This is a genomic window from Planktothrix sp. PCC 11201, from assembly GCF_900009135.1.
GTDB lineage: Bacteria > Cyanobacteriota > Cyanobacteriia > Cyanobacteriales > Microcoleaceae > Planktothrix.
Genome location: NZ_LT797705.1, coordinates 85,879 through 98,388, shown reverse-complemented (window position 1 = coordinate 98,388; position 12,510 = coordinate 85,879). Strand labels below are relative to the sequence as shown.

The following is a 12,510-nucleotide window of genomic DNA, read 5'->3' as shown; positions in this document are numbered from 1 at the left end:
CGATAATTGGCTCATTCTTGAACCTATCACGACAGCAATCTTTTCTAGTCCATCTTCAGGACTAAACCTACCCGAGTTGAATTCAGAAATAGGGCAGATGGAATAATTCATTCTCTTCCCCTAGCTTAAAAGGAAAGTTAGAATTTTCTGAATGGCTATAAATCTAAAAATTTCGATTCGCTTCAACATCTTCTCCCAGGATATGAGATATTATTAACACTCATTAACACTCACGGAGAATTTATTATATTTTTCCAGCAAAATATTCTGAAATATTCATCTTAAATCGATATGTGTATAATCCCAACTGTAGCTCCAGGTTCCTGTCTAAATCGCAACATGAGCGTGCTAGTGGAGAATAGCCGATGACCCAAACAAAAGTGATTTCGCTGTTCAACCAAGCTGGCGGTGTGGGCAAAACAACAATTACGCTCAACTTAGGCTACCACCTGGCTCAACGAGGGAATAAAATTTTGCTCATCGATCTCGATCCGCAAGCGTCTTTAACCTTATTTATGGGCTTTGACCCTCAGAGCTTGGAAAAAACCGTATTTGATGCCATTGTTAATGAAGAACCCCTCTTCATCCACAAAGAAGTTCATCGCATGGATCTAGCTCCCACCAACATTAACCTGAGTGTGGCAGAAATCCAATTGGTGAATATGGACTTTCGAGAAGTTCGTCTGAAAGATGCGCTAGAACCCATTCGAGAGAACTATGATTTTATTTTGATTGACTGTCCGCCCAGCTTAGGATTATTAAGCTACATTAGCCTTGTTGCTGCCACCCATGTTTTAGTCCCCATTGAAACTCATTACAAAGCGTTTGAAGGAACCAACCTGCTCTTGCAAACCGTCGCCAGAGTCCGAAAAAAAGGAAACCGCTCTTTGCAGATTGCTGGATTTGTTCCCTCTCGCTATGCTGCCACCAACTCCCAGGATAAACGCACTTTAAACGCAATTCAAGAACAATTTTCCCCCGTGGGAACGGTCTATGAGCCGATTCCTCGCTTAACCGCTTTTGTTGATGCTTCTGAACAGCAGGTTCCCCTAGCTGTCTATGACGCTAGAAATGGAGCGGTAAAAATCTTAGATCGTTTAGCTGCCAAGATGGAGAAACTCAATGTCCAATAAAAGTAATCAGCCGTACAAAGGAAAAGCCAATTTAACAGTCTTGTTTGGTGATGACGAGGCTGAAAGTTTACCTAACAGTTCAGTACCCTTTGATACTATTCAGCTTCCGCCTACTCAACCTCGTCGCTATTTTGATCCTCAAGCGATGCAGTGTTTAGTTGAATCTGTCAAAATTGATGGGATTCTTCAACCGCTATTAGTTCGCCCTTTACCGAATGGAAAGTATGAGTTAGTAGCGGGAGAAAGACGCTTAAGAGCGGCGAAAGAAGTGGGGTTGAAAGAAGTTCCTATTATCATCAGAGAACTGACAGAACAACAAGCTTTACAAATTGCTTTAGTTGAAAACCTACAACGGGAAGATCTGAATCCAATTGAAGAAACCGAAGGGATTTTAGGGCTGCTCGCTAATCGACTAGATTGTTCTGTACCAGAAGCTGAACGCCTTCTGTATCGAATGCAAAATCAAATACTTCGAGATAATGATAACGTTATCATTCAACCTGAATCTGAAGTTGTCGTCCAAGTTTTTCAAGACTTAGGTAAGATGTCTTGGGAATCTTTTATTAGTAATCGGCTTCCTCTGCTGAAGCTCCCTGAAGAAGTTTTAGAAAGTTTACGAGAAGGCAAAATTGAATATACTAAAGCTCGTGCGATCGCTAAAGTCAAAGATGAACAGGCACGAGTTACCTTACTAGAAACGGCAATTACAGAGAATTGGTCTCTGACTCAAATCAAAGCTCAAATTTCAACCTTAAAATCTGAATCTCAATCTGAAAAAAGCGAAGATTCTCTTCAAACCCGAATTAAAGTTGCACTCACCCAAGTCAATAAGTCAAAAGCTTGGAGCGATCCAAAAAAACAAAAACGTCTTCAAAAACTTTTAGTAGACTTAGAATCCCTGTTGTCTAGCTAGGGGAAAAAATTGAAATCAACAACTGTCCTCAGATATAAACTGAGGCAAATTTAATATTTTTTTAAAAATGCTCCATTCATCCCGGAGCATTATTTATTTTTATGGTTTCTATTTAAAAAGCGGAAACAAAAGATAGACACTAGATCGGATTATCGGTTCCTAGATTAACGGCTTTTTTTAAAGTATCCGCTTTTTTAATAAATCAGCTTTAAGGTAGAACTTTCTTAATCTATGCCATTGCTAATTTAGGAATTAGATAGAAAAAAGCAACTTCGATATCAAGGAATCGATAAATTATGGTGTCAATTAAGATCCTCAAACCCAAGCTGCTTTCAGAGACGACTTCTTCCCAGGCTGCTATTGACCATTTCACTCGATTTCAGAAAAAGCTAAAAAGTTTAATTGACCTCTGGAGGCACTACCAGCCCAAGGATGCCCTTTCTACTTTAAGAAAACAAGATTTAGAGTTGCTCATTTCAATGGTAGAACACTATCGGCTTCGTATTCATGCTTCATCTTACTCCCTGGAGTTTTGGCAAGGCTATCGACAGGGGAAAAAGAGTAGACGAACTATTCCGGCTTCTCACACTCCCTCCTTAGCCCCAATCTTAGAAAAAGCCCTAAAACCTAGTCAAAGCGAGCGAATCTATGCACTTGGGGTGCGACTGGGATGGTGCTATGACCGATTAAAAAACTACTTACTGCGGATTACGAAAGAGCAAAAACTGAAGGCAGCGAAACAATTAAAAAATTCTCAACCGATTTTATCTGTCATTCAAGAAATTCAGGCAATGGACAATACAGACTCCCTGGTGAGTTTGGGAAGGTTGCCAGAAAGGAGATTGAATTCATGAAAGATAGACCCAGCCAAATTTTTGCAGCCGATCCGGAAACGGATACCTTATTGATTTTAGAAACCATTTTAACCGAGGAAGGATATTGTGTTAGCACCAGTTCCAATGGAAAAGAAGCGATCGCCTCTATCAACACCCACCCTCCCGATTTAATTCTATGGGACGTGATGATGCCTGATGCGGATGGTTATGAAGTCACTTACAAAATTCGTTCTACCCCTCAATTGCCCTTCATTCCCATTGTCCTTCTCGCATCAGATCCCTCAATTCCTTCTACGAATGGATTAGAACTGGGAGCCGATGATTTTCTCTGGAAACCCATTCAAGTTAACGAATTACTTGCCCGTGTCCGCAACCTTCTCTGTCTTAAGCATAGCCTAGATTCAATGCGAGAGATGGCTTTAGCCCGTGAAGATTTTGTTTCCCGTCTAACCCATGATTTGCGTAACCCTCTGATTGCCGCCCAACAAATGCTGACCTTACTGGGGAAAGGAAAATTTGGAACCTTACCCCCTACCGTAAAAGAGGCTCTTCATACCATCGCTCTTAGCAACGACAACTTAATTACACTGGTCAATACCCTCCTAGAAGTGCATCGATTTGAAGCGGGTTGCAAACCCATGGCTATCACAACTTTTGATCTTTACAAACTCATTAAGGAAGTGGTTAAAGAGCAAGAGGCGTTGGCAGTCAGCAAAAACTTACGCTTAATTTTTGAAATCCAACAACAGCCATTCCGTATTCAAGGCGATCGCTTAGAACTACGCCGAGTTCTGACTAATTTAGTGAGTAATGCGATTAAGTTCACAGAGCGCGGTCAAGTCAAGATCACTGTTGAGTACAATGCTCAAAACGTTTCCATTCAGGTCGAAGATACAGGCCCTGGAATCACAGAATCAGAGCAAAATGCAATCTTTGAACGCTTTCGCACCGGAAATCAAAAAGGAGCCGGGAGTGGTTTGGGGTTACATCTGTCCCAACGTATTGCAGAAGCCCATTCGGGTCGTTTAGAAGTGACGTCACAACTGGGGGTTGGAAGTATTTTTACTTTGTGTCTCCCTCAGAACAAAAATTGCTAAGGTTGAAGTTTCGCTTTCAAAATGTGCTTTTAATCTCAAGTTATTGTTAATGGAGAAAATTATGAATCGCGTGAGTATTGTGTTAATTGAAGATCATCACTTAACTCGGGTTGGAATTAAAGCAGCGTTGGAAGATTGTGAAGAAATCAGGTTTATCGCGGAAGCCAGCAATGGATTACAAGGAATCACACTATTGGAGAAAACGCTACCCGATGTGGCCATTATTGATCTAGGATTACCGGGATTAGTTGATGGGATTGAATTAACTAAACGGTTTAAGGAGTATGTGCAAACCTGTCAGCTTGATTCCTCTATCAGCCAACCTAAAGTTTTAATTTTAACCTCGCAAGCTCAAGAAGAATCCATTTTAGCCGCGTTTGCAGCCGGAGCAGATTCTTACTGTATGAAAGACCTGAAATTTGAAAAACTGCTAGAAGCAATACTGGAAACTCACCGAGGCGCGAACTGGATTGACCCGTCTATTGCACGGATTGTTTTAGCTCGACTTAATAATCCGTTTAAAGCAGTTGTTGGTTCAAGTGTTATTCCGACCGTATCGATTCATGGGTTAAAACCAGAGGATAACGAGTTATTACAATTTAATCCGCTAACTCGGCGAGAAAATGAAATTATTGAACTGATTGTCGAAGGGTATGGCAATGAGGAAATCGCAGAGCAATTATTTATATCAATGGGGACTGTGAAAACTCATGTTCGTAATATTCTCAATAAGTTAGCTTGTGATGATCGCACTCAAGCGGCTGTGCGCGCATTAAGAGCAGGTTTGGTTAGCTAAGTTCCATTCATCCGGCAATCAATTCCTTATCAACACCAGTTACTAAAGCAGTATTACTTTCCTCAACTCATTGTCCTTACAGTCACCAGGAGCAAAGAATGATTGAGCAAGTTTAATGGAATTTGCGATCGCTATCAGTGTAAACATTGCTAATAATAAGGACTATTTATTAGATAATACCAACTGAGGTGATTCAGCCATCTCAATTCTTGAGATGAGTATAAAAGTTGGAGATGATAGAGTGCCAGTTAATGCAGATAAACCCCATTTGTGGAAACCGGATATAGCCAAGTCAGTAGACTTCTACAATCATTGGTTTATGCAGTTTGCTCCTCAAGCTTACCGCGATACTCGCATTGCCACAACTGAACAAGTCGAATCGGCTTTAATTTGGACAGCGAATATTACGAATATTACGCCCGCTATATTGCAACAGTATCCGTCTGTCCTTCCTATCCTTCGCATGGCAACAGCACCGCCTATTGCACGAGATCGCCTGATAGGTTTAGCTGGAGTATCATCCAACCTAGTCAAGAATATGGAAGAAAAACAACGAATTCTACCCAGAATAGACAGGGGAACGTTGGATACTGAACTTGCAAAAATTGGTGAAATTATTGCTCGGCTTGTAGACAAAGATATCTTTTCATGGTTGGATACAGGACGGCAGCCAACGGATACAGAAGTTCACAGAGCAGCGATCATTATCGCAGATCGTCTCTGTGGTGCTATTTCTGACCCAATTATTCGCAACGCTCAGGAGCGCAGACAGTTAGCTACGATTAGACAATAGACATCTCCGAAATAAAAATGGGGAGGGATAGCAAGATGGTAAAATTTGATTTTACCCCAAGGAGAGATGACTAAATTAAGAGGCTATCTGGACAAGAATCCCCAGCAAACAAAAAGGCTATTAGGGATGGAATATGAACAGTTGATAGAACTAATTCAAGCCGCGGAGTTATTAGAACAAGAAAAACGACAAGAACGAGAAAAAGCTAAGATCAGGTTGATTAAAGCAGGTGGGGGTCGTCACCAGAAATTATCTGTGGAGGAACAAATCTTACTAACTCTAATTTATCTGCATCAGATGCCCACATTTCAAATGTTAGGGTTACAGTTTGAAGTGAGTGAATCAACAGCGAATGATATTTTCCATAACGGGATAAAAATATTGAGAGAATTACTGCCAGCCAGTTTACTTGAGCAAGTAAAAAAAAACGAGAGTGATTGGGAGTGGGTAGAAAAAATTCTGCTGGAATATGAGTTAGTAGTAGATAGCTATGAACAGCCCATGCAAAGACCAACAGACAATGAAGAGCAGAAAAAATATTACTCAGGAAAGAAAAAAACACATACCTTTAAAAATCAAGTCATTGTCATGCCGAGCGGGAAAGAAATAGTGGATGTAGCTGTGGGTTATACCGGAGCAACAAGCGATCTGAAATTGTGGAGAGAAAGAAGGGAGGAATTGGGGAATCATCAAAAATACAGGGGGGATAAAGCTTATGTAGGGGAAACAGCAATTAATACACCACATAAGAAACCGAGGAATCAAGAAATATCCCTTGAAAATCGAGAAGAAAATCGGTTAAAAGCCAAACAAAGGATTGTAGTCGAACATTTAATAAGACTGATAAAAATTTATCGAGTTGCTTCAGAAAGATTTCGGTTAAAGAGCCAAAATTATGAAGCAGTAATCTTGACAGTATGTGGACTAATAAGATGGCGAATAGGAGCGATTGTATTATCATCTAAGAATTGCCCAGAATACTTTTGAAAAATGATTGAATATCAGAAATAAAATTCATTAATTATTATTAATGTAACTGAAAAAGCCTATGAATCCGTTACTTTAGGAGAAACCGGCACAGGAGTGCTAGAGACTCAAAAAGTAGCGATAGAGGGCATTTGAGGATTTTCGGAGATGTCTAATGGCTAGAGCAGCACGGCTACTCGTATATTGGGGGAGGAACCCGATTAAGTTTCGAGAGAATGCTGCCAGGAACTTTTTCGTTTCGGCTCAATATTCCCATCCTTTTGCAAGGAGGTACTAAACAAATTAATATTCCAATTGATATCGTAATTAAACCCATTCAGTCCAGCCCGAGCCAGCTACCGCTTTTAATTGAAGCGAAATCTGCTGGAGACTATACTAATCCCAATAAGCGACGGAAAGAAGAAGCAGTAAAAATGGCTCAATTACGCAATAACTATGGTGAGAATGTTCGCTTTATTCTGTTTCTTTGCGGTTATTTCGATAGTGGTTATTTGGGTTATGAAGCTGCTGAAGGAATTGACTGGGTATGGGAACATCGAATAGAAGACTTGGCATTGTTTGGGATATGAACTTAACTACAACAGAATCAATTCGGGTATTGCGACAGTTGCAACTGGATAGTGCAAAAACCCAAACAGAGCGAAATAAGTTGGGCCAATTTGCCACGCATCCAGCACTGGCAACAGAGATGTTGAAGTATGCCAAGACGTTATTACCATCTGCCTCAAAAATTCGCTTTCTTGACCCAGCTTTTGGAACGGGAGCGTTCTACTCCGCATTATTGGAGCAATTTTCCTTACCGCAAATTGTAGAAGCGATCGCATACGAAATTGACCCCCACTATGGCAATGAAGCGATCGAACTTTGGCGCGATACTCCACTTCAGCTAAATATTACAGATTTTACCAACGCTGTACCCCCTAATTGCGATTCGCGAAGCGATCCCTTCGGGAATCGCACTAAAGCTAACTTGCTGATTTGCAATCCTCCATACACCCGACATCATCATTTGAGTCGAGTTGAAAAGCTACGGTTGCAACGGATAACAGAAGAGATAGCGGGGATAAAACTTAGTCAATTGGCTAGTCTTTACTGTTATTTCTTGTGTCTTTCAGATGCTTGGATGGCAACTGATGGGTTAGCAGGATGGCTGATTCCGACCGGATTTATGGATGTGAATTACGGACAACCCATTAAAGATTATCTGCTCAACTGCGTTACTTTACTGCGAATTCATTGTTTTGATCCGGTGGACGTACAATTTGAGGATGCGTTGGTATCGTCCGCAGTCGTTTGGTTTAAGAAAGCTTTGCCACCTGTTAACCATGCTGTTGAATTTACCTACGGAAGAAGTCTGACACAACCTAAGATGTCCCTGATGATGTCGGTGGAATCGCTACGCGGTGCAGCTAAGTGGACTAAGTTCGGGTTGATGTCGGAACGGGTGATTTCTCAGGAGCAGTCTTTGAAGCTGAAGGATTTATTCACAATCAAACGAGGGTTGGCGACAGGAGCGAATGATTTTTTTGTGTTGAAACCAGAACAAATTTCTGAATATCAATTGCCGATGGAATTTCTTAAGCCCGTTTTGCCCAGCCCCCGACTGTTACCAGTGGATGAAATTAAAGCCGATGATTTAGGAAATCCAATTCTTGATCGTCAGCTTTTTCTGCTCTCGTGCGAGTTGCCCCCAGATGAAGTGAAAGCTAAGTATCCTACACTTTGGGAATATTTGCAGATGGGGGTAGAGCAGGGTATTTGCGATCGCTATCTCTGCAAACATCGCTCTCCCTGGTATTCTCAAGAAAAGCGTCCTCCTTCTCCATTTCTATGTACTTATATGGGTCGTCAGAATACTGGTAGAGGTAGACCTTTTCGATTTATCCTCAATCATTCAAGGGCGACGGCTACAAATGTCTATTTGATGTTGTATCCCAAACCTGCTCTTGCCAAAGTGCTTTTAGATCCGTCAGAATTACTGAAGGAGGTATGGCAGGCACTTGATCGTATTTCCGATGAGGCGTTAATGAGTGAGGGGCGCGTTTATGGGGGTGGGTTGCATAAACTGGAACCGAGGGAATTGGGTAATGCTTTAGCTGGGAAGATTGTTGAAGTTTTATCGAAACAGTCGGTTGATTAACTGAAGTTGCACCCCCAAAAATAAGTGCGTTAGCGTAGCGTACCGTAGGCAATCGCTCCTGATGCTATGCTGAACTTATTGGCTCAAACCATTCAGCAAACTGCGGTATTAATCGGTGCTGTAGACGCAAGTATTTCTGAAACCAAACAAAATTGGAATCTGCTGTTTTAATCGGAAATCAGATCTGAGGGACTCAACCAAATCTTATTGGCTATAAGTAGCAAACTCTTTGCTCGTTCCTCAATCTCTGGTACCCGCCAATTCTCCTGCTGAAGAATCCAACGATTTAGCTCAATATGTGTATTTTCGAGTTTAGCTTTCTTCTCGGAAAATGGTAGATTACCTAACTCTGAATTTTAGCCGGTTAGAGTCAAATTTCCAAAAGTATCAAGCCAAGTATTATGAATTTTCTCTGCCTCTGCACCTAACTCATCTTTCCATTCCTGATTCATTGTTTGAGGCATAACGTGTTCTATTGTTACCTTAGAAAGATCCACAGTTTCTTTGTGTTTAAAAGATTGTTCAAGACGGCAAAGGATAAAACGAGTGATTCTACTTCCATATTGTGGTTGTTTTATAAAGGCTATGTCAAACTCAGCATCCTTGGGAAAACGACGAGATGATGATAAAGAACGTTGCAACCATTTGGTATGATCCGCCTCCGGGAAGTTTTTAGCCAATTGAATAAACAGTTTGTTTAACGAGTTAGTTGGTATTTTGCAAACAGCCCGTCGAACTACAAATGACTCAATTAATTTAAGGCATTTCTCCAATTCAACGTCGATTAGATGCCCAGTCTGACAAGCATCAAATAGACGGAGTAATAGGGGATAGGAGGTCGTTACTTGAAGTTCGTTGATATTCTCCAAGCATTCACTAATGCTCGTTGTTTCTTCTTGGTCTGGGAAGAGAAATCTAGCGTAAAATTCGCCGAACCGAAGCATAGACTGAGCCTCTGCTTCGACGGCTTCCGTTGCATCCATGTTTTTCAATTTCGTCTTGATAGCCGCATAAATACCACCCTGTTTGATATTATCACCATCCTTCATTGTGTAGTGGCGCAGAAATTCAGGGAGGTCGGATTTAAGCCTCTTCTCAAGGGGAATCCAATATTTTGAGTGAACTCTTTCTTGCTCTCCACCAGTAGAAATCGAGTGACGGAAGCGCATCAATAAATAATTCCTTACTAAGTCAGCTTGGGTAAGTGGTTCACCCTTAAAATTCAGACTTTCAAAAATTAAATACGGATCGTCATCTTCACCAAGGTTAATCATTACAACTTGAAGACGTTGCTCTAGGGTAGTTAACACTTTGGAAATATCTATGGGATCGTCGTTAAGGTCAGTACCTTTAAGCAATTTGTCCCTGAAAAAGTGATAGGCAGCAGCCATCCGAACATCTTTATTATTTTCTGGAACCTGGCGGTCGAGGGCTATGGCGCGATACACATCTCGATCTACTTGCGTTGGCACAAACTTTAAAGTGTCCTCCGGTTCGCGGAAGCGATTGGTCAGGTAAACTTCCTGTATGCGTGAGGCTGAATTTGCATCAAGACAATCACGCAGAACGCAGAGAAGTAATGACACAGTTGTGAGGCGTTGCTGTCCATCGATAATCAGATACTTACTGACTCCTACGGGCACGCTGCGTGCTGGGACAGAAACGATGGCACCCATAAAGTGGGTTCCTGTGTCCCCCATGTCATATTGCACCATTAGATCGTTCCAGAGTGTCTTCCAATTGTCTTCACCCCAGGTATAGGGACGCTGAAACAGAGGAATGAGATTCTGTTTTTCCCCGTTGAAATACTGAATAACTTTGGCTGGCGCGGCTTCCATTGTGTTTGATTTGTCCTTTAGTTGGTGAAAGTCACCTGTTTATTAGGCAATGATATAGCTACAAATTAAACCTAGCAAAGATTTTACAATAATGCCCCTATCGCTCTTCTGATCTAATTATTTCTCATGTTAACTACTCCTCCTTAGCCCTTTGAATCATAATATTTTTGATTCTCTCACAGAACTCTAAAAAGAACTGAAAAGTTTTAAGGTCTTCAGGTTGATCTCGTACTCTTTTTTGTAGTTCCTCAAAATAGTATTTCTCTTTAGCATCCTTGGGATTTTTCTTGCTATATGTTGAATTTTTTGATCTAAAAACTTCTCTTAAATATTCATAATGGAAGTCAGCATGATTTCTCATTTTATCTTTTCCCATCTCTTCAGGATTGTTCTGAGAGACATCATAGTAGTTTACATAGCTTGCCAATGGCAAATCTAGTGGTTGCCTAGAGTCAAAAATCCTCTTATTGCCCAGCAACCAAGTTTCTATACAGCGATTTTGTACAATAATTTCAACTTTAGTCTTTCCTAAATTGATTTCTTTACCTCTAATAAACTCACGTATATATTGAATCCTTTCCTCTACTGACTCCTCGTCAGCATCAACACATATAACGAGATAATCGTATCTTGGAGCCTCTAAAATCTTATCAACGGCGTTTTCAAGTCCGTCATATAGAATTCTGGGATATCCCTGTCCACTGATTAGATAATAATTGTTATTTTCGACTTGATCGTAATACTGAACCCTTACTAGATTTGGAATTAAATATTCAAGCCATTTGGGATATATCTTTTTCTCTGTACTCTTTCCCTCAACCAAAAAGTAAATATTCATCACTATTCCTCTAGGTCTGCTTCGTCCTCTAAAACATTGATCAAGTCAATGAAAGCTTTCTGTCTGGATTCAGATATATGAAAGTCTTTTGAATTTTTGACAGTCACCAAGCCAGCCTTCCGAGTCACTATTTTCCAGTAAGCAGGACTAACATTGTTTATTATATAAGGGTGATGGCTAGTAATAATAAATTGTAGCTTTTTATTATCAAGTACAAGCTCGGTAACACTGTCTAAGCAATTAACGCCTAAACTATTTTCAAATTCATCGATTAGGATAATGCAATTTTCAGGAGCTAGATATAACTCACTAATATACATCAATGTTTTCAACATCCCTGAAGAGATATTCTCAATCCAATCTTCTATTCCTTTTTCTTTAATGCTAACAGTGGTAGCTTCCTTGAGTAACTTAGACAATGCAATAGGAATATCGTCATCCTTAATGGTCTCAACTTTTATGTCGGAGACGTTTGGGAAAACGGATATAAAAGCTTCTTTAATCTTGTTAAATTCATCAGGAAGCGTTCTGTAAAGAATAGATAATTTTATTGGTACAGGCAAACCACTTTCCTGCAAAGCAGATAGTGAAGCTTTTTCAAACTTCTTAAAAATAGATACTGGCAAGCGCCAAGCTCTATCAACACTCTCAGAATCAGCCAGTACAATTTTATCTAATGATTCTTTCACAGGAGCAATTTGGTCTTCTTGTTTGAGTAGTTCAACGACACTTTCAAAAGGCGATAGTTTAGGGGTTTTGCTTCCATTAAAAATAATTTCTGAGTCTTTTCTCTCGATTAGAACGGTCTCATTGTTACAAACTAATTGCTCATTTATGAGTTTTACTTGCTCGTCATCTTCCGAAGTTTCATTGATAGAAATAGTGTTTTCTCGTGTTTCAAATTCTCCACTCCAAGTATATTCAAGATTATTGTTGGCTATAAAACAAACATTCCATTTAACCCCATTTAGAGATGCACCATTAGCTATAGATTTTAAATTGTAAATAGCTCTGAGTATTCTTGTTTTTCCTACACCAGATACACCAACTAAAAGATTAAGATTTGGCAGAAAATTTACCTCTTCCAGCTTCCATTTGTACTCATCGTCGTAATACTCTAATTTTTTGATTTGCATACT

11 protein-coding genes and 1 pseudogene are annotated in these 12,510 nt (G+C 40.2%); 9 read left to right on the top strand and 3 right to left on the bottom strand.

Going from position 1 to position 12,510, the window contains the following annotated elements; all coding sequences use genetic code 11:
• Window positions 1–365 precede the first annotated feature (365 nt).
• The 9 genes from PL11201_RS16630 to PL11201_RS16590 all read left to right on the top strand — a co-directional run bounded on the left by PL11201_RS16630 (window position 366) and on the right by PL11201_RS16590 (window position 8,695).
• Window positions 366–1,133, top strand: coding sequence for a ParA family protein (locus PL11201_RS16630; protein ID WP_079680027.1), 768 nt, complete (start codon window positions 366–368; stop codon window positions 1,131–1,133).
• Window positions 1,123–2,046: a ParB/RepB/Spo0J family partition protein gene (locus PL11201_RS16625; RefSeq protein ID WP_079680026.1), complete on the top strand. Its 924-nt coding sequence runs from the start codon at window positions 1,123–1,125 to the stop codon at window positions 2,044–2,046. The genes PL11201_RS16630 and PL11201_RS16625 overlap by 11 nt, the downstream gene beginning before the upstream one ends.
• A 296-nt stretch (window positions 2,047–2,342) precedes the next feature.
• Window positions 2,343–2,900: a hypothetical protein gene (locus PL11201_RS16620; RefSeq protein ID WP_079680025.1), complete on the top strand. Its 558-nt coding sequence runs from the start codon at window positions 2,343–2,345 to the stop codon at window positions 2,898–2,900.
• The gene (locus PL11201_RS16615; protein ID WP_079680024.1) at window positions 2,897–3,979 is read left to right on the top strand and encodes an ATP-binding response regulator; all 1,083 of its coding nucleotides are present in this window, start codon (window positions 2,897–2,899) and stop codon (window positions 3,977–3,979) included. Before PL11201_RS16620 ends, PL11201_RS16615 begins: the two co-directional genes overlap by 4 nt.
• Window positions 3,980–4,040: 61 nt before the next feature.
• Window positions 4,041–4,775: a LuxR C-terminal-related transcriptional regulator gene (locus tag PL11201_RS16610; protein ID WP_079680023.1), complete on the top strand. Its 735-nt coding sequence runs from the start codon at window positions 4,041–4,043 to the stop codon at window positions 4,773–4,775.
• A 214-nt stretch (window positions 4,776–4,989) separates the two neighbouring features.
• Window positions 4,990–5,568 carry a XamI family restriction endonuclease gene (locus tag PL11201_RS16605; protein WP_234996740.1) on the top strand — a complete coding sequence of 193 codons (579 nt, stop codon included), beginning with the start codon at window positions 4,990–4,992 and terminating at the stop codon, window positions 5,566–5,568.
• A 66-nt stretch (window positions 5,569–5,634) separates the two neighbouring features.
• Complete coding sequence (locus PL11201_RS16600; RefSeq protein ID WP_079676644.1) at window positions 5,635–6,555, top strand: transposase family protein; 921 nt, start codon at window positions 5,635–5,637, stop codon at window positions 6,553–6,555.
• Between the two features lie 215 nt (window positions 6,556–6,770).
• A complete protein-coding gene (locus PL11201_RS16595) occupies window positions 6,771–7,124 on the top strand; it encodes a XamI family restriction endonuclease (RefSeq protein ID WP_234996739.1) in 354 nt (117 codons plus the stop codon).
• The gene (locus PL11201_RS16590) at window positions 7,082–8,695 is read left to right on the top strand and encodes an Eco57I restriction-modification methylase domain-containing protein (RefSeq protein WP_234996738.1); all 1,614 of its coding nucleotides are present in this window, start codon (window positions 7,082–7,084) and stop codon (window positions 8,693–8,695) included. Before PL11201_RS16595 ends, PL11201_RS16590 begins: the two co-directional genes overlap by 43 nt.
• A 167-nt stretch (window positions 8,696–8,862) precedes the next feature.
• On the opposite strand, the pseudogene PL11201_RS16580 reads toward PL11201_RS16590, so the two are convergent.
• The 3 genes and pseudogenes from PL11201_RS16580 to PL11201_RS16570 form a co-directional block, all read right to left on the bottom strand.
• Window positions 8,863–10,533 (bottom strand): annotated as a pseudogene (locus tag PL11201_RS16580) (DUF262 domain-containing protein).
• Between the two features lie 133 nt (window positions 10,534–10,666).
• Window positions 10,667–11,371, bottom strand: coding sequence for a hypothetical protein (locus PL11201_RS16575; protein ID WP_042158477.1), 705 nt, complete (start codon window positions 11,369–11,371; stop codon window positions 10,667–10,669).
• Between the two features lie 2 nt (window positions 11,372–11,373).
• Window positions 11,374–12,507, bottom strand: a complete 1,134-nt coding sequence (locus tag PL11201_RS16570; RefSeq protein WP_042158475.1) for an AAA family ATPase — start codon at window positions 12,505–12,507, stop codon at window positions 11,374–11,376.
• Window positions 12,508–12,510: the final 3 nt, after the last annotated feature.

Bases quoted from the DNA above. Each gene is read 5' to 3' on its own strand.
- PL11201_RS16630 (WP_079680027.1), top strand. From the start codon at position 366: ATGACCCAAACAAAAGTGATTTCGCTGTTCAACCAAGCTGGCGGTGTG.
- PL11201_RS16625 (WP_079680026.1), top strand. From the start codon at position 1,123: ATGTCCAATAAAAGTAATCAGCCGTACAAAGGAAAAGCCAATTTAACA.
- PL11201_RS16620 (WP_079680025.1), top strand. From the start codon at position 2,343: ATGGTGTCAATTAAGATCCTCAAACCCAAGCTGCTTTCAGAGACGACT.
- PL11201_RS16615 (WP_079680024.1), top strand. From the start codon at position 2,897: ATGAAAGATAGACCCAGCCAAATTTTTGCAGCCGATCCGGAAACGGAT.
- PL11201_RS16610 (WP_079680023.1), top strand. From the start codon at position 4,041: ATGAATCGCGTGAGTATTGTGTTAATTGAAGATCATCACTTAACTCGG.
- PL11201_RS16605 (WP_234996740.1), top strand. From the start codon at position 4,990: ATGAGTATAAAAGTTGGAGATGATAGAGTGCCAGTTAATGCAGATAAA.
- PL11201_RS16600 (WP_079676644.1), top strand. From the start codon at position 5,635: ATGACTAAATTAAGAGGCTATCTGGACAAGAATCCCCAGCAAACAAAA.
- PL11201_RS16595 (WP_234996739.1), top strand. From the start codon at position 6,771: ATGCTGCCAGGAACTTTTTCGTTTCGGCTCAATATTCCCATCCTTTTG.
- PL11201_RS16590 (WP_234996738.1), top strand. From the start codon at position 7,082: ATGGGAACATCGAATAGAAGACTTGGCATTGTTTGGGATATGAACTTA.
- PL11201_RS16575 (WP_042158477.1), bottom strand. From the start codon at position 11,371: ATGAATATTTACTTTTTGGTTGAGGGAAAGAGTACAGAGAAAAAGATA.
- PL11201_RS16570 (WP_042158475.1), bottom strand. From the start codon at position 12,507: ATGCAAATCAAAAAATTAGAGTATTACGACGATGAGTACAAATGGAAG.